The organism is Maricaulis maris (assembly GCF_036322705.1).
GTDB lineage: Bacteria > Pseudomonadota > Alphaproteobacteria > Caulobacterales > Maricaulaceae > Maricaulis > Maricaulis maris_B.
In genome coordinates, this window is sequence record NZ_AP027270.1 from 449584 (window position 1) to 469523 (window position 19940).

The window sequence follows — 19940 nt, forward strand, 5'->3', positions numbered from 1 at the left end:
GATGTCGCAATCGCGCTCCGATACCGGCTTCTCGCTGATCGAGATGATGGTCGCCCTGGCGGTGATCGCGATCGCGGGTCTGGCCCTGATGAACCTGACCCAGGTCACCACGCGCAATACCGCTGCCGTCGAGACCCGGGCGCTGGCCGCGCTGGCGGCGGAAAACCTGATGAATACCGAGTGGCTGCGCGCCGGCGCGCCGGAAGCGCGGTCCGGTCGCTATGAGCTGGGCGGGGTCAGCTATGACTGGCGGACCCGGGTCGAGCCGACCGGGGAAGCCGGCTTCGTGCGTATCCATCTCGAGCTCAGCGAAAGCGGGCAGACCCAGGTGCTCGCTGTGCTCGATACCTTCCGCCGGGTGACCGCATGACCGTTTCTGTGGCGCCCCGCGCGGACGGCCAGGCCGGCTTCTCGCTCACCGAAGTCCTGGTCTCGGTCTTCATCTTTGCGGTGATCGGCACGATCTCGGTCGGTTTGATGTCGACCAGCCTGTCGGCGCGGGACCGCAATGGCGCGGTGCTGGACCAGACCGCGCAGCTCGACACGGCGCGCACGCTGCTGCGCGAGGATCTCGGCCAGATCGTTCTGCGTCCGGTCCGCGACGCATCGGGCCGAACCGATCGGGCGGTGTTTGCCGGGGATGCCTCGGGTATCGCTGTGACGGGTCCCGCTCTGCGCGATGATGACGGCCGAACCCTGCTGAGCTTTACCCGGCGCGGACGCTCCAATCCGGGTCTTCTGCGGCCGCGCTCCAGCCTGGCGCGGGTCGATTACCTTCTGCGCGACGGCAATCTCGTGCGCCGGGTCAGGGGGGCGCCGGACGGGGCCGGGCCCGGCGAAGGCGCGGAGCGTGTGCTGGTGACGGGCGTCACGGACGTCGAACTCGACTTTCTGGTTGGCGCTGCCTGGACGCGCCGGGTCAGCCTGCAGCCGGGGCAGCGCGACGTCGCCCTGCCGAGAGCTGTCCGCCTGCGCTATACGGCGCCGCGACTTGGCGCGATGGAACATGTGGTGCTGACCTCGGAGGCGGGCGGATGAGCGCGCGGGTCGTCGATCTGTCGCATCGCGAAAGCGGGGCCTCGCTGGTCAGTGCCTTGCTGCTGGTCGCGGTCATGGCCTCGATGGCAATGATGCTGGCCGGAGACCTGCGGGTCTCGCTGCGTCGCTCCGCCAACATGGAGGTCCGCGACCAAGCCTATTGGTATGCGCTGGGCGCGCGTGATTATGCCAGCGGCTTGATCGCCGCCGCCATGCGCGATCCGGGCACGGCCTTGCGACCTGATGCGGCCTGGCTGCAGCAGGCCCGGGAGTTTCCGATCGAGCGCGGGCGCCTGGCCGGGCGTATCAGCGACGGCAATAACTGCTTCAACCTCAACGCTCTGGTCGTCGATGACGGAGCGGGCGGCCTGTCGTCTGACCCCGACCAACGCGCCCGCTTCGAACGGCTCTTGCGCGCGCTTGGCCTGCCCGGGGCCGAGGCCGGCCGCATCGCCGCCGAGGCGACGGACTGGATCGACAGTGATACGCGGCCGCTGTCCGGCGGGGCCGAGGACGCGGTCTACATGGCGCGCCCCATACCCTACCGGACCGGCAATACGTTGATGGCCGAGCGCGAGGAATTGCTGGCGCTGGCCTCGATGACGCCGGCGCTCTACCGCCGTATCGAGCCGTTCATCTGCACCCGACCCGTCGCCGCGCCGATCCCGCTCAACATCAACACCCTGACGACCGAGGACTGGCCGCTCCTGGTCGCCCTGTTCGATGGTGCGCTGGGGCGGGTTGCCGCCGAGGGCATCCTGCTCGCCCGGCCGTCCTCCGGCTTTCCCAATGCCGAGGCCTTCTGGGCGCTGGACAGTGTGCGGGCGCTCGAACTGGAGGCCGACAGGGAGGCCGGAAACGGTCCGGCCCTGGCTTCGTCGATCGGGGTCGAGACCCGCTATTTCGAGCTGGCGGTGGATGTCCTCCATGACGGCCAGAGCTATCGCCTTGAGGCGCTTTATGAATGGACGGGGGCTGAGACGCCGGCCCGTCTCAGCCAACGCTATGGACATGTGATATGAGCCAGGACCTGATCCTGAAACCGGTGCGCGGTGGCGGGGTGGCGTGGTCCATTGTGGATCGCGGCCATCGCGCCCGCCTGCAGGAGGGCCGGCTGGCGGCAGACGAGAGTCTGCCCGAGGCAGCCCTGGACGCGGTGACCCGCACCCTGATCGTGCTGCCGGCTGAAGACCTTCACCTCGCCCGGCTGAGCATTCCGGCCCGCTCGGAACGCGAGGCGCGTCTGGCGGCGCCCTATCTGCTCGAGGACGAACTTGCCTCCCGCCTCGACGAGACGACGGTGCTGCCCGGGCCCCGTCGTGCCGAGGATGACCGGCGCTGGGTTGTTGCACTCGACAGTGCGCTGCTGGCCGACTGGCGCGCGCGCCTCGCCGGTCTCGCCATTCGCCCGGCCTACCTCGTCCCCGACAGCCTCGTTGCCATCGAGCCGGGCGCTGCGCTGACCCTCTATGATCGCGGCGACAGCATTCTCTTTGCCTACGACCCGGACGCGGAAAATCCAGCTTCGCCGCTGGCCGGGGTCATGGATACTGCGCTGTTCGGCTCGGTCATCCAGCCCTTGGTCCAGGCCGCCGGATCCGGCACGGTCGCCGCGTCACGCTCGCTCGGTCTGACCGGCGCGAATTTCCGGGCCATTGGCCAGGGCGAACTCGACCTGCGCGCCAGCGGCCTCGATGACGCCTTGCTGACCGCCCTGCCGCGGCTGTTCGGTGAGGGGCTGGCGTCCGGTTTTGACGGGGCGGCGCTGATGCGACCCCTGCGCCGGCCGCTGGCGATGGCGGCCGGTCTACTGCTGGCCTTCTGTCTGCTGATGGCCGGGGAGGCGCTCTATTATCGCTTCCAGGCCGAACGCTTCGAGTCGGCAACCGTGGCGGTCTTCAATCATGCCGTGCCTGATCTCGGACGGCCGGTGATCGCCGCCGAGGCCGAGCGCCTGCTCGCTGATCGCCTCGCCCGGCTCGAGGGCAATGGCCAGTCAGCCTTCCTCCAGCTGGTCACCGCGCTCGACGATCTGACCGCCGACAGCGAGCGGATCCGGATCGACCATGTCCGCTTCGACCCGGCCGGGGGCCGTCTTTCGGTCGGTGCGACCTATAGCGATTTTTCCGATTTTGACGCCCTGAGTGCTCGCGCCGACCTGCTTGGCCTGCGGCTCGAGGACGGTGGGGCCCGCGAGGGTTCGGCCGGGATCGAGGGCGAGTTTGTGGTGAGGCTGCCATGATGTCCGCTGTCCTGAGCCCGATCCGCGCCTGGTGGGACGGGTTGTCCAATCGCGAACAGATCATGCTGGGCCTGGCCGGCAGCCTGTTGCTGGTTCTGGTTATCACTGGCCTGGTCATCCAGCCGCTGATCGGCTGGCATGCGCGGGCGCGGCATGAGTACGCCTCGGCCATGCAGCTCTATCGTGCGGTTGAAGCCGACGCCGAGCGGTTCCGGATCCTGTCCGCGGCGCAACCGGCCAGCGACGCACCGACCCAGTCGCTGCGCTCCGTGGTCGGTGCCCTGGCGCTGCGTCATGACATTGCCCTGGCCCGCATGGTGCCAGGCGAGAATGGTCGGCTGACGGTCAATATCGATCGCGCCGAGACCACCGCCGTGCTCGCCTGGCTGGTCGATCTGGAGCAGCGCTACGGCATCCGTCCGCAAGCCTCGACGCTCGACCGCGAGGCCGATGGTTACGTCTCGGCTGCCTTCGTGCTGGGCCGGGGTGGCCTGTGATGGCGGGGCGTCTTCTGCTTGTTGCCGGATTGCTGCTGATCTGGCTGATCGTGCTGATGCCGCTCAAACTGGTCGCGCTGGCGGCCGGGGGCAGCGAGACGCTGGGCTATCGCGATGTGTTCGGGACGGTCTGGCAGGGCCGGGTCTACGGGCTGCGCGTCAATGGCGTGCCGGTCCGCGAGCTGGAAGTCGCAACCGATCCGCTCGCCCTGCTGACAGGCCGGCTCGGCGGCAGCTGGCGCGTCAATGATGCCAGCCTGCGCGGCGCGGGCCGGGCGCGTCTGTCCGGCAATGGCAACAGTCTGGATCTCGGCCCGACGCAACTGGTCGCAACGCTGGATCGGCTCGGCCTTGACCGCCTGCCCGGGCTGGACCCGGCCGAGCGGGTCTTCATCCGGCTGGATGGTCTGGTTGTCCGGGATGGGCTGTGCGTCAGCGCCTCCGGCACGGCCCGCAGCGGCGCGCTGATCGCTCTGGCTCGGCTCTATGGCCATGACGGGCCGACCGTGACCGGCACCTTTGCCTGCGACGAGGGCCGGCTGGTGCTGGACTGGGCGGGTGAGGCCGAGGGGCTGGCGCTGCGGGGCCGGGTCGGCTTCCGTGCCGGGGGGTATGACTGGACCGCCCGGATCGAGACCGCCTGGCCCGAGCTCGCCGACAGCCTCGCCCTGGCTGGCCTGGAACGCGACGGGGATGCCTGGCAGGCCGCAGGGCGTCAGGCCTATGCCGATCAGAACGCCGGATAGAGGCCGGGCCCATAGGCCCGGTGCAGCCAGCCGATAAAAAAGCCGAGCGCCAGCCAGGGTCCGAAGGCCCAGGGCTGTGACGAATCGGGCAGACGGCGCCGGATCAGCGCCAGCGCGCCGATGAAGGCCAGCGCGCTCGCCGTGCCGACCAGCACGATCAGCGGCAGCAGCCAACCGCCGCACCAGGCACCAGCGGCCGCCATCAACTTGGCATCACCGCGACCCAGCCCGTCGCGTCCACGCCAGTGCCGGTAGCCGGTCTCGATGGCAACAAAGCTGCCATAACCGAGAGCTGCGCCCACAAGCGATGTCCAGGGCGTGCCAAGGAAAACCGTGTTGATGGCGACTCCCGCGGCGATCAATGGCAGGGTCCCGAGGTCGGGCAGGCGGAAGCTGCGCGCATCAATCCAGGCCAGGGTGGCGAGGGCGACCAGGAGGGTCGCTGTAGCGAGGTGAATGTGAATCATTCCCGTCCTGTCACAAAAGTGTAATACGCATGAGCCACAAGGTCTGGACTCAACAGGGGAACGACACAATGACAGACGCCGCTCTGGCGCTCCACGCTGAAAATGTCCGAATGACATTCGGCGAGACCAAGGCGCTCGACGATGTCAGCCTGTCCGTGAAACCGGGCGAGATGGTTGCATTGATCGGTCCCTCCGGCTCGGGCAAATCCACCTTGCTGCGCGTTGCCGCAGCCCTGCAGGTCGCCGACGCCGAAAGCGGACCCGTCTCCGTGCTCGGCCGGACCATGCAGCAGCACGGCAAGCTGTCCAATGGCGTCCAGCGCAACCGGATCAAGCTCGGCTTCATCTTCCAGCAGTTCAACCTGGTCGGCCGCCTGTCCCTGTTCCAGAACGTGCTGGTCGGCGCGCTCGGTCGCCTGCCGACCTGGCGCGGCGTGCTCGGCATTTTTCCCGACAGCGTCAAGCAAAGCGCCATGGACGCGCTGAGCCGCGTCGGTGTCGACGCCTTTGCCGCACGCCGGGCCTCCAATCTGTCCGGTGGCCAGCAGCAGCGCGGTGCGATCGCCCGCGCGCTCGTGCAGGGCGCCGAAGTGTTGTTCGCCGACGAGCCGATCGCCTCGCTCGACCCGGTCTCCGCCCGCAAGGTCATGGAGACCCTGCGCGAGCTGAACCTGGATGACGGGCTGACCGTCGTGGTGACGCTGCACCAGGTCGATTACGCCCAGCGTTTCTGTGATCGCATCGTGGCCCTGAACAAGGGCCGGATTGTCTATGACGGCCCGGCTTCCGGCCTCGAACGTGACAAGCTGGTCGAAATTTACGGTCCTGAATTCGAGACGGCTTTCCAAGGGGGAGAGGCGTGATGACCTCGATGTTGACCCAATCCTTCCGCATGCTGGCGAAAGCCGGCCTCCTGCTCGCCGCCCTGTCCTTGGCCGCCTGTTCCGGCAGTGCCAATGAGCCGCGCTCCTCGACGACCTCGTCCGAGACCGCCCAGCCATCGGACGGTAGCCGCCGGGTGCTCAATTTCGGCATTATCGCGACCGAATCCTCGGCCACCCAGGAAACCAACTGGCGCCCCTTCATCGATGCGATGTCGGAATGGACGGGCTATGACATCCAGCCCTATTACGCCTCGGACTATGCCGGCGTGATCCAGGCGATGCGCTATGACAGCGTGCAGTTTGCCTGGTTCTCCAATTTCTCCGGTCTTCAGGCCGTGCGCCGCGCCGGCGGCGAGGTCTTCGCCAAGGCCACCTATCCGGACGGCTCGGAGGGCTATCATTCGGTCCTGCTGGTGCCGACCGATAGCCCGATCCAGACCCTGGACGACATCCTGGCCTGTGACGGCAGCCTCGATTTCGGCATGGGCGATCCCAATTCGACCTCCGGCTATCTGGTGCCGTCGGCCTTCATCTTCGCCCCGCGCGGGATTGACCCGAACGAGTGCTACAACTCGGTGCGCAACGCCAATCACGAGGCCAATGCGGTCGCCGTGGCCAATGGCCTGATCGATGTCGGTACCAACAATACCACCAACATGATCCTGCTGGAGCGCTCGCGTCCGGACATGTACAACCGTCTGCGCGAGATCTGGCGGTCCCCGATGATCGGCACCGATCCGATCATCTGGCGCGCTGATCTCGACGTCGAAGCCAAGCAGCGCCTGCAATACTTCTTCATGAATTACGGCCGCATGGGCACACCGGAAGAGGTCGCTGAAGCCCGGGCGGTCCTCGACCCGCTCTACTTCGGCACCTTCCTGCCGGCATCCAATGCCCATCTGGATCCGATCGTACAGCTCGAAATCGTGCGCGACCTGACCAATGTCCGCAATGATCCCGATCTCACCGATGAGGAGCGGGCGACCCGTATCGCCGAGCTGCAGGCGCGTCTGGCCGAGGTCGAGGCCGGTAATTCCGGACTGACCAGCCAGGGTAATTCCTTCGAGCAGATCACCAATGAGGCCGAAGGCCAGATCCATGCCGAGGCCGCCGGCGTCGACTGGGTGATGGGCGGCGTTCTGATGATCGTCGCGGTCGGCGGGCTGGTCCTGCTGCTGTGGGCGTCCGCGCCGCGCGGACCAGGCCCCAAGGTTCCGCTGATGGAGCGCATCGCCAATGCGGTGATTGCCGCTGGCGTCGTGGTCATCCTGGTCTGGAGCTTCGACTCCGCTGACATGGACCGGTCCTACCTGCTGGTCGAAAACGCCGGCGATATGGGCGAGTTCATTGGCGGTTTCCTGCCCGATGACATCGCCGACAGCGCCTCCCGCGCGACCTATTGGGAAGCCCTGTCGAACGGCTTCGAGGAAGCCATTCCGCAGATGATCGTGACCGTCCAGATCGCGATCTGGGGGACCTTCATCGCCGTCATCTCGGCGATCCCCTTCGGCCTGCTCAGCGCCCGCAACGTCGCGCCGGGCTGGCTGGTCCAGCCGGTGCGCCGCCTGATGGACGTGTTCCGCTCGATCAACGAGCTGATCATCGCCCTCGTCTTCATCGCCGCGGTGGGCCTCGGCCCGCTGGCCGGGGTGATGGCGCTCGCGGTCCACACCACCGGCGTCCTCGCCAAGCTGTTCTCGGAAGCGGTCGAGTCGATCGATCATGGTCCGGTCGAGGGTGTCCGGGCGACCGGTGCACGGCCGATCCACGAGGTGATCTGGGCGGTGATTCCCCAGGTCGCACCGCTGTGGACCTCCTTCGGTCTTTACCGGTTCGAGTCGAATGCGCGTTCGGCGACGGTGCTGGGCCTGATCGGCGCCGGCGGTATCGGACAGATCCTGTTCGAAGCCGTCCGGGCGTTTGACTACCAGCGCACCGCGGCCATCGTGATTGTGATCGTCATCGCCGTCAGCGCGATCGACATGATGTCGCAATTGCTCCGCAAGCGACTGACCTGATTTTACGAGGATAATCGAAGAAAGCCCGGGGCACTGACGTCCCGGGCTTTTTTGTGCGCGCAATGAAATGCAACAAAGGTGTCACGAGGCTGTAGCAAAACCGTCATCGAGTCGAAGTACGAAAATTCGCGAAACAACGAAATCGTAGCAAAACCTTCACTCAACGGACGCCTCTTTGACACATTGTGCCTATAGCGCAACGGATCAGACAGGTGTCCTGACAACATCAGGAACACCAGCGTGACCCGACGTTTTCTTGCGAGCACCCTCTTGGCCGCCAGCGCTGCCCTTGTCGCCACCGCCACAGCAACTGCCCAGGAGGCGGGGGGCTGGGAATTTGACGGCGTACCGTCCTGGTCGAACCCGGACAGCGGTGACAGCTTCACCTTCCGTGGCCGCGTCTTCCTCGACTATGGCGATATCGATTTCACGTCGGGTGGCACCCGCACCGGCTTTAACGACAGCGAGCTGCGCACTGCCCGCCTCGGCGTCACCGGCAGCTTCCGCGGCGTTGACTACGTGGCCGAGTTTGACTGGATCAACGAGGAAATCGCTGCCAACGACGTCTATCTGACGTTCGATGCGGGCAATTTCGACGTGATGGTCGGTCACATGAAGACCACCAACTCGGCCGAGGAAATCACCTCCTCGCGCTACATCACCTTCATGGAGCGCGGCCTCGGCACCGACCTGTTCGGCCTTGATCGCCGGGTCGGCGTCACGGTGATGCACAGCGGTTCCAATTACAGCCTCGCGGCCGGCATCTATGGCGGCCGTCCGGGCGATCTGTCCCAGACCCTGGAGCTTGGTGACAGCTCGGCGATCTCGGCCCGGGCCACCCGTGCCTTCGTCGGCGAGGGGACCACGGTCCATCTCGGCGCTTCGGTTCGTCACCTTGATTATGGCGGGGCCGGGACCCGCGTCCGCGTCCGTCCGCAGACCCATATCACCGACCGCATCGTGACCGCCGACTTCCGCCCGGGCCGTCCGCTCGGCGAAGCCGACACCTCCTTCTTCTGGGGCCTCGAAGCCGCCGTCATCCACGGACCCTTCCATGCGGAAGCCGAGTGGATGAACATGACGGTCGACGGCCCGGCCGGTAATCCGGACTTCAACGCCCAGTTTGCCAATTTCGGCTGGTTCCTGACCGGCGAGACGCGCAGCTATTCGGCCGGCTCCGGCAAGTTCGGCCGCACCCGTCCGACGACCACGGTGTCGGAAGGCGGGCCGGGCGCCTGGGAAGTCGCCGTCCGTCTGGACCGCGCCGACCTCGACACCGTCGCGGCCGGCGAACTCACCAATTTGACCCTGGGTGTGAACTGGTACCTTGAGGACCATTTCCGCATCATGGCCAATCTCGTCGATGGCACGCTCTCGGTTCCGGGCGCGAATGACACCGACGTGTCGGGCGCACAAGTTCGACTGCAATGGGATTTCTGATCAACGCGGGCCCGGTCATGCCGGGCCTGCATCGTTTAGTGGCAAGGAATTGAAGACATGAAACTCCACGCTCAACTCGCCGTCGCTGTGGCGGCCCTGGCGATCGCCGGTGGTGCCCAGGCACAGCAGCGCGACCAGATCCGCATCGTCGGCTCGTCGACCGTATTCCCGTTCTCGACCGCCGTGGCTGAAAGCTTCGGCGCCAAGACCGGCTTCGCCACCCCGGTTGTCGAATCGACCGGGTCGGGCGGCGGTCTGCGCCTGTTCTGCTCCGGTGTCGGCACCGAGCACCCGGACATCGTCAACGCCTCGCGCCGCATGCGCGGCTCGGAATACGAGCGCTGCCAGGACAATGGCGTGCGCGAAATCACCGAAGTGCGTATCGGTTTCGACGGGATCGTCCTGGGCTCCGCCGACCGCTCCATGTCGGAAGTGGACATGACGCTCGAGCAGGTCTGGCTGGCCCTGTCTGCCGAAGTGCCGGCGGACGAAACCTGCTCCAGCTTCATTCCCAACCCGTATGAGCGCTGGTCGGATATCGACCCGTCGCTGCCGCGTCAGCGGATCGAGGTCTTCGGCCCGCCGCCGACGTCCGGAACGCGCGATGCCTTCGTCGAGCTCGGCATGCAGGACGGTGCCCGTCATGTCGCGTGCATGGATGCTCTGCGTGACAGCGACCGTGACCGTTTCGAGCAGATTGCCAGCCGCATCCGTGAAGATGGTCGCTGGATCGATGCCGGCGAGAATGACAACGCCATTGTCCAGACGCTGGTCAACACGCCGACCGCCTTCGGCGTCTTCGGCTTCTCCTTTCTCGACCAGAACTCTGACCGCATCTCCGCGGTTTCGATCAATGGCGTTCCGCCGGAGTTCGAAAACATTGCCGATGGCAGCTACCCGGTCTCCCGCTCGCTCTTCTTCTACGTGAAGAACCAGCACGCGGCGATCATCCCGGGCCTTGTCGAATACGTCGAGGAGTTCACCTCCGAGGACGCCTGGGGCGAGTTCGGCTACCTCACCGACCGCGGCCTGATCCCGCTCCCCGATGGTGTGCGCGACGAGACCCGTGACCGCGCCGTCAACCTCTCGGCGATGACGCAGTCTCCGGAATAGACCTGTCCTTTTGACGGGTGTGCAAGCGGGGATGGCCAGATGGCCGTCCCCGTTTTCACGTCTGGTCCAAGGCAAAATGGGGCCAGAGCAAATGGGGACAGGTCGGCCTAACCTGTCCCGACTGCGTCGGTGGCCCTAGTAGAGGGACTTCTGCCGCCTCAGGCGGCGCCAGAAGCGACGGCGCTCGGGCTTGGGGTGCGGTGTCAGGTTCTGCACGAAATCGATCGCGCACTGGCGCCAGGAGTGTTTCTCGGCGTGGGCGCGCGGCGCGGCGCGATCAATCTCGAGACAATCGAGGCAGGCCTGGCGCAGGTCATCATTGATGAAGCCGCCGCCGGAGCCGGGGATGATGTCCTTGGGACCATGCGCCGGGAAGGCCGCGACCGGCGTGCCGCAGGCCATCGCCTCCAGGTTGACCAGACCGAACGTGTCGGTCCAGCTGGGGAAGACGAAGACGTCGGCGTCGGCGAACCAGCGGGCGAGGTCATCGCCGAATTTCGGTCCCGGGAAGACAGCGTCGGGATATTTCTCCATCAGCTCTTCGCGCTGCGGGCCGTCGCCCACCACCACCTTGGTGCCGGGCAGGTCGAGCTTGAGGAAGGTCTCGATATTCTTCTCGACCGCGATCCGGCCGACATTGACGAAGATCGGGCGCGTCAGGCCGGCAAAGACATCCTCGCCGCCGACAAAGCGCTTGTCCGGATTGAACATGTCGATGTCGACGCCGCGGGCCCAGGCCGTCAGGTTCTTGAAGCCGCGCGCCGCCAGATCATCACGCATGGACGGCGTGGTCACCATGATCCGACCCGAGGCGTTGTGGAACCAGCGCATGAAGGCATAGCCGGCGGACAGCGGGATGAAGGGGAAGCGGGCGTTGATGTATTCGGGGTATTTGGTGTGATAGCTCGTGGTGAAGGGAAGCTTCCACTTCACGCAAATGCGCCGGGCCGCCATGCCGAGCGGACCTTCCGTGGCAATGTGGATGGCTTCCGGCTCAAAGGCCTTGAAGCGCTGTGCGATATCCTTGCGGGCGCCGAGCGCCAGCTTGATTTCCGGATAGGTCGGCATCGGGATGGTCTTGTAGCCGAGGCCGGGATGGATGACCTCGACCTGATGGCCCATGGCCCGGCATTCCTCGACCGTGCGCGACAGGGTCCGCACCACGCCGTTGACCTGCGGCTCCCAGGCGTCCGTGACCAGCATGATGCGCTGGGGGCGGTCTTCGCCCTCCTGATGGGGTTCCGGGGCCTCGGGCGGCGTTTCGATTGCGTCGGTCATGGCATCCTGTGTTGTGTCGGGCGCCCAGGGCGCCGGGTCGTTCGGGGCACGGTTCTGCGCGTGTAGCGGAGCCGGCCGACAAAGTCAGCCTTTAACATACTGGTGAATGGCGCGGCTTGAAGCGAAGAAAGCGGTTGCCCCGGCTTGCGCCAAAAAAGCAGTGCCGGCGGGGTGGCAGACTTGCTCGGCAGCGCTAGCTGGAGACGCAAGGAAATTGTTGCGGAGCCGGGCTTGCGCCGCGTGCCGCGCAATGTTTGGTTCATAGACGAAGAGCGTTCCCTGTTTGGACCGCTCAAGGTAATTGTGCGCGAAGACAAGAGCGCGGAAGACTTCGCTTGCTCTTGTTAAAAGGCTGGACCATCGTCCGCGCGTTTCATTTGCCGGGTAAGGAGCTCAGCCATGAACATTCAGGCTCGTGAGATGCTGCGGTGGGACGACCTCGACACCGGGAAGTTCGCCGACGAGACGGCAAGCGTGCGCGATCTTGCTGCTGCCACAGGCCTCGACGAGGAGGCGCAGGCGCGTATCCGCGAGGCGGCGATCGCCCTGGTCACGACCGCGCGCAAGACCGTCAAGGCGCGCGGGCTGATGGACAGCTTCCTGCAGGAGTTCTCGCTGTCCAATCGCGAGGGGCTGGCGCTGATGTGCCTGGCCGAGGCGCTCCTGCGTGTGCCCGACGCCGCCACAGCCGACAAGCTCATCGCCGAGAAGATCTCCGACGGCGCCTGGTCCGAGCATATGGGCCGGTCCGAAAGCTGGCTGGTCAACGCCTCCACGCTCGGCCTGATGCTGACCGGCAGCCTGATGGATGTGGACCCCGAGGCGCGCAAGAGCCCGGGTAGCTATCTGCGCAAGCTGACGCACAAGATGGGCGAGCCGGTGATCCGCGCCGCGGTCTATCGCGCCATGGGCATCATGGGCGAGGAGTTCGTTCTTGGCCGGAGCATCAAGGAAGGCCTCAAGCGCGCCGCCAAGGGCGAGGGCGAGCTGTGCTCCTTCGACATGCTGGGCGAGGCGGCCCGCACGGCCAAGGATGCAACGCGCTACTACAAGCGCTACCAGGACGCGATTGCCGCCGTCGGCAAGGCCCGCGGCAAGGGCAGTGTCGAAGCCGTCCATGGTGTCTCGGTCAAGCTGTCGGCGCTCCACCCGAAATACCTCGCGGTCAAGGAAAAGCGCATCCTCGAAGAGCTCTATCCCCAGGTGCTCGAACTGGCGATCGCAGCGAAATCACACGATATCAGCTTCTGCCTCGACGCCGAGGAGGCCGACCGTCTGGTCCTGTCCCTGAAGCTGCTCGACAAGCTGGCCCGGGCTCCCGAGCTGGCCGGCTGGAACGGGCTGGGTCTGGCGGTCCAGGCCTATCAGAAGCGCGCACGCCGGGTCATCGAACAGCTCATCGAGCTGGGTCGGGCCACGGATCGCCGCTTCATGGTGCGCCTGGTCAAGGGCGCCTACTGGGACAGCGAGATCAAATTCGCGCACCAGAATGGCTGGCCGGACTTTCCGGTGTGGACCACCAAGCCGGCCACCGACCTCAATTTCCTGGTCTGCTCGCGGGTGATGCTCGGTGCGCCGGACGCCATTTACGGTCAGTTCGCCACCCATAATGCCCACTCGCTCGCCGCGGTGCGCGAGCTCGCGCAGCAGGCGGGTGTGGAGTCCTATGAGTTCCAGCGCCTGCACGGCATGGGTGATGCGCTCTATGACGCCGACGCCCAGCTCAATGCCGAGGTTCCGGTGCGCGTCTATGCGCCGGTCGGCAGCCATGATGACCTGCTGCCCTATCTGGTCCGTCGCCTGCTCGAGAACGGCGCCAACACCTCCTTTGTGCACTCCTTCCTCGATCCGGACGTCCCGGTCGAGAAGGTGGCGAGCGGTCCGTTCGAGGCTGCCGAGACCATCGACCGTCACAAGTCGATTGCCCTGCCCAAGGATCTTTATGGCGAGGAGCGTGACAACTCGGCCGGTCTCGACCTGTCACAGGCCGCCGCCCGCGAGCGGGTTGCCCGCGCCTTCGAGGCCTTCAATCGCGAAGACCAGCTGATGGCGTCACCCTTGGTGGCCGGCCATGCCGTGGATGGCGCGGCGCACCAGGTCATGTCGCCGGTGGACCTGGCGCGCCAGGTCGGCTCTGTGGTCGATGCGTCCGTGGATGATGTGAATACGGCCTTCGACAGCGCCGTCGCGGCCCAGCCCGGTTGGGACCAGCGCGGCGGCAAGGCCCGCGGCGCCATCCTGCGCGCCATGGGCGATGCGCTCGAGGCCGACATGGACCGCCTGCTGGCGATCATGTCGATCGAGGCGGGCAAGACCCTGGCCGACGGTATTGCCGAAGTTCGCGAGGCGGTCGACTTCTGTCGCTATTATGCGGCCCAGGCCGAGCGTGAATTCGATACGGACATCCGCCTGCCGGGGCCGGCTGGCGAGACCAATCATTTCGGCATGAAGGGGCGCGGTGTCTTCGTCACCATCAGCCCGTGGAACTTCCCGCTGGCCATTTTCACCGGTCAGGTTGCGGCCGCCCTGGCGGCCGGCAACACGGTGCTCGCCAAGCCGGCCGAGCAGACGCCGCTGATTGCCTTCGAAGCCGTGAAAATGTTCCAGGCGGCGGGTCTGCCGGCTGATGTTCTGCATCTGGTGCCGGGGCGCGGCGAAATTGTCGGCGCGGCCCTGACCACCGACCCGCGGACGGCCGGCGTGGCCTTTACGGGCTCGACCGAGGTTGCGCGCCTGATCAACCGCTCGCTGGCGGCCCGTGAAACGGCAATTGCGCCATTGATCGCGGAGACCGGCGGGCTCAACGGCATGTTCGTCGATACGACCGCGCTCAAGGAGCAGGTCATCGACGATGCCATCAACTCCGCCTTCGGGTCGGCCGGTCAGCGTTGTTCGGCGCTGCGCATCATCTTCCTGCCGGAGGATACGGCCGACGACATCATCGAGGGCCTCGCCGGCGCCATGGACGAGCTCCAGATCGGTGATCCGAGCGATCCGGCCACCGATGTCGGTCCGGTAATCGACAATGAGGCGCGCGAGATCCTGCTGCGTCATCTCGAGCGCATGGAGGCGGGCGCCAAGGTGATCAAGCAGATCGATATCGGCGACAAGTTCGAGAGCGGCTGCTTCTTTGGCCCGACCCTGGTGGAGCTGCCGTCACTCGACCTGCTCGAGCGGGAGGTGTTCGGACCGATTCTTCACGTTGTGCGCTACAAGCGGAAGGAATTGTCGGCCATTGCCGCGGAGCTGGCGGGCAAGGGCTATGGCCTGACCCTCGGGGTGCATTCCCGCCTGACATCTTTCCACAGGCAAATACAGTCGCTGGTTCCGGCCGGGAATATCTACGTCAACCGCAACATGGTGGGGGCCGTGGTCGGGGTCCAGCCATTCGGTGGCGAGGGCTTGTCCGGCACGGGTCCCAAGGCCGGTGGCCCGCACTATCTGCATCGCTTTGCCGGCGAGCGGACGGTCACGATCAACATCGCGGCCCAGGGTGGCGACCCGGAATTGCTGAACCTCGACTAGGGCCAGGGTTAACGACTGTTAAGCCTTGTTGGATGCGGCGATGCGCCCCGTTAACCAAGTGTGACGGGGCGCATTTCTTATTAGCAGTTCGTTAACCAAAAAATCCGCTCAAGGACCATTCTCCCCGTTGACCAGTGCCCCGCCTTTGATCCACTATATGTTGGGTCGGCTGGTAACGGCGACACACTATACAGATTTTTAAACGACCTTTGGGTTTGTTCGGTGCGCCGCATTGGGGCTGGCGCAACAGGGATTTTTTGCCTCGGGCTTGGGGAGTAGACTGACCATGACGCCACTGGATACAGCCGCGAAACAAACACCGGACACGGCCCGGCAGACGGTATCGACGACTCGTCGCGGCAAGCCCAAATCGGCTGGCGCCAAGGGCGAGGCGGCGACCCATCTGCGCGTCGTCGAAAGCGTCAAGGTCGACCGCTCGCGCGATGCGCTGCTCACCGAGTTCGGCAAGAAGACGATGGAAGATCGCTACCTCCTGCCGGGCGAAAGCTATCAGGACATGTTTGCCCGGGTGGCGACGGCCTATGCCGACAATACCGAGCACGCGCAGCGTCTTTATGATTACATCTCCCGCCTGTGGTTCATGCCCGCCACGCCGGTCCTGTCCAATGGCGGCGCCGATCGCGGCCTGCCGATTTCCTGCTTCCTCAATTCGGTCGGCGACAGCCTCGACGACATTGTCGGTACCTGGACGGAAAACGTCTGGCTGGCCTCCAATGGCGGCGGCATCGGGACCTATTGGGGTGACGTCCGTTCGATCGGCGAGAAGATCGGCGAGATCGGCCAGACCTCCGGCATCATTCCCTTCATCCGCGTGATGGACAGCCTGACCCTGGCCATTTCCCAGGGCTCGCTGCGCCGCGGGTCGGCAGCCGTCTATCTCGACGTGCACCACCCGGAAATCGAGGAGTTCCTCGAAATTCGCAAGCCGTCCGGCGACTTCAACCGCAAGTCCCTCAACCTGCACCACGGCCTGAACATCTCCGATGCCTTCATGGAAGCCGTCCGCGATGATGCCGAGTTCGAGCTGAAGTCTCCGAAGTCCGGCGAAGTCGTCAAAACCGTCAATGCCCGCAAGCTGTGGCAGAAGATCATCGAGCTTCGCCTGCAGACCGGCGAGCCCTACATCATCTATTCCGACACGGTAAACCGCGCCCTGCCGGCCCACCAGCGCAAGCTCGGTCTCAAGGTCCGCCAGTCCAACCTGTGCGCCGAGATCATGCTGCCGACCGGCTTCGACAATAATGGCAAGGAGCGCACCGCTGTGTGCTGCCTGTCCTCGCTCAACGCCGCGAAATACACCGAGTGGAAGGACGAGCCGGACTTCATCGAGGACATCTACCGCTTCCTCGACAATGTCCTGCAGGACTTCATCGACCGCGCGCCGGCGGAAATGGACCGCGCCGTCTATTCGGCGATCCAGGAACGCTCGGTGGGTCTCGGCCTGATGGGCATGCACACCTTCCTGCAGCAGATGAATGCGCCATTCGAGAGCGCCATGGCCAAGTCCTGGAACCTCAAGCTCTTCAAGCATATCCGTACGGCGGCCGATGCCGCCTCGGTGAAGCTGGCCGAAGAGCGCGGGGCCTGCCCGGACGCCGAGGCCTCTGGTGTGAAAGCCCGCTTCTCGCACAAGCTGGCGATTGCCCCGACGGCATCGATCTCGATCATCTGCGGCGGTGTCTCCGCCGGCATCGAGCCGATCCCGGCCAATGTCTACACCCACAAGACCCTGTCCGGTTCGACCACGGTCAAGAACCCGCAGCTGGAAGCCCTGCTCGAGAGCAAGGGTCTCAACACGCCGGGTATCTGGGCCTCGATCCTGGAAGCGGAAGGCTCCGTCCAGCACCTCGATTGCCTGGACGAATTCGAGAAGGCGACCTTCAAGACCGCCTTCGAGATCGACCAGCGCTGGGTCATCGAGCATGCGGCGGACCGCACGCCCTATATCTGCCAGTCGCAGTCGCTGAACATTTTCCTGCCGGGCGATATCAACAAGTGGGACCTCCACATGCTGCATTGGACGGCCTGGGAGAAGGGCGTGAAGTCGCTCTACTACTGCCGCTCCAAGTCGATCCAGCGGGCCGCCTATGCCGGCTCGGAGAAGAAGGCCGACGTCGAAGTCTCGATGGCCGACGCCGCGCCGACCGACTACGAGGAATGCCTCGCCTGCCAGTAGGCGGGACCCAACACCGCCGGTCCTTCGAGGGGGAGAGACCGGCCGAAAAAGGAGCGCGGCAAGGCGCTCCTTTTTTGTATCCGGACCCGGCGGGACGGAGACGTCCTTGTCGCACCGCAACACGCCTTTCATTGGACCGCTGCGCCGGCCGCCATTAACCTTTTCGCGTGAGGGGTGAATCAGCATGCGCAACCCGCACTGATCTGCACTCTGATGCGCTGGGGCAGTCACGCGAGGGGAGAGGCGTGATGAGAATGGGACGGACCGCAGAGGTCATGACTGCCGGGCTGATAGCGCTCGGCGGCGTGTCCTGGGTGTTCATGCAGGCGGGGGAAGCCGAGTCTGACTGGGTGAGCACGTCGCAGATGATCCGCCAGAGCCTGGCGGCCGAGGGCGAGGTCCAGCCACTGTCGCCGGAAGCGGCGCGGGTGGCCCTGTCAGCCCTGGCACTCGATGAGGACCCGCTCGCGGGCGCTTCCCTGGCCGGCCTGACCCCGAGCGGAGGCACTCGCTTTGATCTCGGCCGCGCCGGCGTGATCGAAGTTGCGGTGCTCGAGGATGACCGGCCCGACCGGGCCAACCGGCTCTTCGCGGCCCGGGCCAATACCTATTCTCCGGTCGTGCTCGAGCGCGGCCAGCGCGAGGCGACGGTGGCTGTCGCCTATCAGCGCGCCTTCGAGGCTGCCGGGGCCGGCTCGGAGCTTGATGTCAGCATCACACCGCGCGCCGCCGTCAGTCTGGGTCCGGATGGCTCGGCCACCAGTGCCGGTGCCGAGGTTCGGATCGGTCAGTATCTGCGGAGCAGCCTCGCGGAAAGCCCGTCCTGGTACGTCTTTGCCGGTGCCGACCGCCGGACCCTGCAATATGACCCGGGCGCCGGGGTCGATTTCCGGAACGCCATGTCGCTGACCCAGCGCGAGGTCGTCGGCGACGCCCAGGCCGGTATCGCCCTGCGCCTCGGCGAGGCGGATCTGTCGCTCGCCTATGTCCGCCGTGAATACCGCCATGTCGCCGGTGTCCGCGCCTTCGACGAGAGCGAGGAATTCGCTGCCGTCACGGTCAATTGGCGCTGGTAGCGACTGGACCGCGCCGGACCGGGATCTATCTGCTGACTGACAGAAAACGTGATGCGCCCAAGCCTGCCCGCAGGCTCGGGAATCTGGCACAGTCCACAGGTGAGGCGTCTGGCCACATCATCAAGCTGTAGACGATTTGGAAACCACGACCACAATATGTGGTGTACATCGCATTGATTCGGGCGCGGGCCATTTGGGTTGCCGTCGCCAGGCAGGAGAGCTGAGACATGAGCACTGAAACCGCCACCCTTCCGGGCCTGCTGACGACCAGTCATTCCTACAAGCCGTTCCGCTATCCGTGGGCCTATGACTTTTGGAAGAAGCAGCAACAGGTCCACTGGATGCCGGAAGAAGTTCCGCTCGGCGAGGACTGCAAGGATTGGGCGACCAAGCTCAATGATGGCGAGCGCAACCTCCTGACCCAGATCTTCCGCTTCTTCACCCAGTCCGATGTCGAGGTGAACGACAATTACATGGAGCGCTACAGCCGCGTCTTCCGCCCGACCGAGGTGAAGATGATGCTGTCCTCCTTCTCCAACATGGAGACGATCCACATCGCCGCCTACGCGCTCCTGCTGGAGACGATCGGCATGCCGGACAGTGAGTTCTCGGCCTTCATGGAATACCAGGCGATGGCCGACAAGCATGACTACATGCAGCGTTTCGGCGTCGAGGACGATGCCGACATCCTGCGCACCGTGGCCATGTTCGGCGCCTTCACCGAGGGTCTGCAGCTCTTCGCCTCCTTCGCCATGCTGATGAATTTCCCGCGCTTCAACAAGATGAAGGGCATGGGCCAGATCGTGACCTGGTCGATCCGCGACGAGAGCCTGCACTGCGAGGGCATGATCAAGCTCTTCCACGCCTTCGCCGAGGAGACCGGCGCCCTGACCCAGGAGGTCAAGGACGACATCACCGAGTGCTGCCGCACCGTGGTCGGCCTGGAAGACAAGTTCATCGATCTCGCCTTTGAAGCCGGCGAGATCGAGGGCATGACGCCGGACGACATCAAGAACTATATCCGCTACATCGCCGACTGGCGCCTCGGCCAGCTCGGCCTGCCCAAGATCTACGGCGTCAAGGAGCACCCGCTGCCCTGGCTGTCGGAAATCCTCAACGGCGTCGAGCACGCCAACTTCTTCGAAGCCCGCGCCACCGAATACTCCAAGGGCGCCACCAAGGGCGACTGGCACGGCGATGAAGGCGTGTGGGGCATGTTCGACAAGATGAAGACGGAGAAGACGGAAGAGCCGGCGGAGTAGTCGGAGCTCTACGGCTGACACATGATCAAGGCCCTCGGCAGATGCCGGGGGCTTTTTTCATGTTGGCGCCAACGCGCACAACCACCCATAAACCTCATGCCAGCAAGCGGGCCGTATCGGGTTCTTCAGGTCAAGGGCGCGTCGCGCCGCTTCGCGG

Annotated in this window: 16 protein-coding genes; 14 read left to right on the top strand and 2 right to left on the bottom strand. The window is 65.3% G+C overall.

Translation table 11 applies throughout. The annotated features are described in order from the left end of the window. Nucleotide 1: 1 nt before the first annotated feature. The 6 genes from gspI to gspN are packed head-to-tail and all read left to right on the top strand — an operon-like array spanning nt 2 to nt 4523. Nucleotides 2–370 carry a type II secretion system minor pseudopilin GspI gene (gspI, locus tag AAA969_RS01920; protein ID WP_338243036.1) on the top strand — a complete coding sequence of 123 codons (369 nt, stop codon included), beginning with the start codon at nt 2–4 and terminating at the stop codon, nt 368–370. Next, nucleotides 367–1038 carry a type II secretion system minor pseudopilin GspJ gene (gspJ, locus tag AAA969_RS01925; protein ID WP_338243038.1) on the top strand — a complete coding sequence of 224 codons (672 nt, stop codon included), beginning with the start codon at nt 367–369 and terminating at the stop codon, nt 1036–1038. The genes gspI and gspJ overlap by 4 nt, the downstream gene beginning before the upstream one ends. Beyond that, nucleotides 1035–2060 (top strand): type II secretion system minor pseudopilin GspK, encoded by a 1026-nt coding sequence (gene gspK / locus AAA969_RS01930; RefSeq protein ID WP_338243040.1) that lies wholly within the window; start codon nt 1035–1037, stop codon nt 2058–2060. Before gspJ ends, gspK begins: the two co-directional genes overlap by 4 nt. Then, on the top strand, nt 2057–3280 hold the full coding sequence (gspL, locus tag AAA969_RS01935; protein ID WP_338243042.1) for a type II secretion system protein GspL: 1224 nt from the start codon (nt 2057–2059) through the stop codon (nt 3278–3280). Before gspK ends, gspL begins: the two co-directional genes overlap by 4 nt. After that, nucleotides 3277–3777 carry a type II secretion system protein M gene (locus AAA969_RS01940; protein WP_338243044.1) on the top strand — a complete coding sequence of 167 codons (501 nt, stop codon included), beginning with the start codon at nt 3277–3279 and terminating at the stop codon, nt 3775–3777. The genes gspL and AAA969_RS01940 overlap by 4 nt, the downstream gene beginning before the upstream one ends. Continuing rightward, nucleotides 3777–4523 (top strand): type II secretion system protein N, encoded by a 747-nt coding sequence (gspN, locus tag AAA969_RS01945; RefSeq protein WP_338243046.1) that lies wholly within the window; start codon nt 3777–3779, stop codon nt 4521–4523. The genes AAA969_RS01940 and gspN overlap by 1 nt, the downstream gene beginning before the upstream one ends. Here the strand turns inward: gspN and AAA969_RS01950 are convergent. Further along, a complete protein-coding gene (locus AAA969_RS01950; protein ID WP_338243048.1) occupies nt 4508–4990 on the bottom strand; it encodes a prepilin peptidase in 483 nt (160 codons plus the stop codon). The genes gspN and AAA969_RS01950 overlap by 16 nt on opposite strands. 68 nt (nt 4991–5058) lie before the next feature. Here AAA969_RS01950 and phnC point away from each other — a divergent pair, with 68 nt between their 5' ends. The 4 genes from phnC to AAA969_RS01970 all read left to right on the top strand — a co-directional run bounded on the left by phnC (nt 5059) and on the right by AAA969_RS01970 (nt 10445). Next, the gene (gene phnC, locus AAA969_RS01955) at nt 5059–5853 is read left to right on the top strand and encodes a phosphonate ABC transporter ATP-binding protein (protein ID WP_338243050.1); all 795 of its coding nucleotides are present in this window, start codon (nt 5059–5061) and stop codon (nt 5851–5853) included. Then, on the top strand, nt 5853–7892 hold the full coding sequence (phnE, locus tag AAA969_RS01960; RefSeq protein WP_338243052.1) for a phosphonate ABC transporter, permease protein PhnE: 2040 nt from the start codon (nt 5853–5855) through the stop codon (nt 7890–7892). Before phnC ends, phnE begins: the two co-directional genes overlap by 1 nt. 240 nt (nt 7893–8132) lie before the next feature. Then, a complete protein-coding gene (locus tag AAA969_RS01965) occupies nt 8133–9332 on the top strand; it encodes an OprO/OprP family phosphate-selective porin (RefSeq protein ID WP_338243055.1) in 1200 nt (399 codons plus the stop codon). A gap of 57 nt (nt 9333–9389) precedes the next feature. Beyond that, nucleotides 9390–10445: a substrate-binding domain-containing protein gene (locus AAA969_RS01970; RefSeq protein ID WP_338243057.1), complete on the top strand. Its 1056-nt coding sequence runs from the start codon at nt 9390–9392 to the stop codon at nt 10443–10445. A 135-nt stretch (nt 10446–10580) separates the two neighbouring features. Here AAA969_RS01970 and AAA969_RS01975 read toward each other — a convergent pair whose 3' ends face one another. Next, the gene (locus AAA969_RS01975) at nt 10581–11648 is read right to left on the bottom strand and encodes a glycosyltransferase family 4 protein (RefSeq protein ID WP_425325022.1); all 1068 of its coding nucleotides are present in this window, start codon (nt 11646–11648) and stop codon (nt 10581–10583) included. A gap of 474 nt (nt 11649–12122) precedes the next feature. Between AAA969_RS01975 and putA the strand changes: the two genes are divergently transcribed. The 4 genes from putA to AAA969_RS01995 all read left to right on the top strand — a co-directional run bounded on the left by putA (nt 12123) and on the right by AAA969_RS01995 (nt 19783). Beyond that, nucleotides 12123–15248 carry a bifunctional proline dehydrogenase/L-glutamate gamma-semialdehyde dehydrogenase PutA gene (gene putA, locus AAA969_RS01980; RefSeq protein ID WP_338243061.1) on the top strand — a complete coding sequence of 1042 codons (3126 nt, stop codon included), beginning with the start codon at nt 12123–12125 and terminating at the stop codon, nt 15246–15248. Between the two features lie 286 nt (nt 15249–15534). Next, the gene (locus tag AAA969_RS01985; protein ID WP_338243063.1) at nt 15535–17445 is read left to right on the top strand and encodes a ribonucleoside-diphosphate reductase subunit alpha; all 1911 of its coding nucleotides are present in this window, start codon (nt 15535–15537) and stop codon (nt 17443–17445) included. A 248-nt stretch (nt 17446–17693) separates the two neighbouring features. Beyond that, nucleotides 17694–18521, top strand: coding sequence for a lipid A-modifier LpxR family protein (locus AAA969_RS01990; RefSeq protein WP_338243065.1), 828 nt, complete (start codon nt 17694–17696; stop codon nt 18519–18521). Between the two features lie 227 nt (nt 18522–18748). Beyond that, complete coding sequence (locus tag AAA969_RS01995; protein WP_338243067.1) at nt 18749–19783, top strand: ribonucleotide-diphosphate reductase subunit beta; 1035 nt, start codon at nt 18749–18751, stop codon at nt 19781–19783. Nucleotides 19784–19940: the final 157 nt, after the last annotated feature.

Bases quoted from the DNA above. Each gene is read 5' to 3' on its own strand.
- AAA969_RS01985 (WP_338243063.1), top strand. From the start codon at position 15,535: ATGACGCCACTGGATACAGCCGCGAAACAAACACCGGACACGGCCCGG.
- AAA969_RS01990 (WP_338243065.1), top strand. From the start codon at position 17,694: ATGAGAATGGGACGGACCGCAGAGGTCATGACTGCCGGGCTGATAGCG.
- phnC (WP_338243050.1), top strand. From the start codon at position 5,059: ATGACAGACGCCGCTCTGGCGCTCCACGCTGAAAATGTCCGAATGACA.
- putA (WP_338243061.1), top strand. From the start codon at position 12,123: ATGAACATTCAGGCTCGTGAGATGCTGCGGTGGGACGACCTCGACACC.
- gspL (WP_338243042.1), top strand. From the start codon at position 2,057: ATGAGCCAGGACCTGATCCTGAAACCGGTGCGCGGTGGCGGGGTGGCG.
- gspJ (WP_338243038.1), top strand. From the start codon at position 367: ATGACCGTTTCTGTGGCGCCCCGCGCGGACGGCCAGGCCGGCTTCTCG.
- AAA969_RS01940 (WP_338243044.1), top strand. From the start codon at position 3,277: ATGATGTCCGCTGTCCTGAGCCCGATCCGCGCCTGGTGGGACGGGTTG.
- gspK (WP_338243040.1), top strand. From the start codon at position 1,035: ATGAGCGCGCGGGTCGTCGATCTGTCGCATCGCGAAAGCGGGGCCTCG.
- gspI (WP_338243036.1), top strand. From the start codon at position 2: ATGTCGCAATCGCGCTCCGATACCGGCTTCTCGCTGATCGAGATGATG.
- gspN (WP_338243046.1), top strand. From the start codon at position 3,777: ATGGCGGGGCGTCTTCTGCTTGTTGCCGGATTGCTGCTGATCTGGCTG.
- AAA969_RS01950 (WP_338243048.1), bottom strand. From the start codon at position 4,990: ATGATTCACATTCACCTCGCTACAGCGACCCTCCTGGTCGCCCTCGCC.
- AAA969_RS01995 (WP_338243067.1), top strand. From the start codon at position 18,749: ATGAGCACTGAAACCGCCACCCTTCCGGGCCTGCTGACGACCAGTCAT.
- AAA969_RS01975 (WP_425325022.1), bottom strand. From the start codon at position 11,648: ATGCTGGTCACGGACGCCTGGGAGCCGCAGGTCAACGGCGTGGTGCGG.
- AAA969_RS01970 (WP_338243057.1), top strand. From the start codon at position 9,390: ATGAAACTCCACGCTCAACTCGCCGTCGCTGTGGCGGCCCTGGCGATC.
- phnE (WP_338243052.1), top strand. From the start codon at position 5,853: ATGACCTCGATGTTGACCCAATCCTTCCGCATGCTGGCGAAAGCCGGC.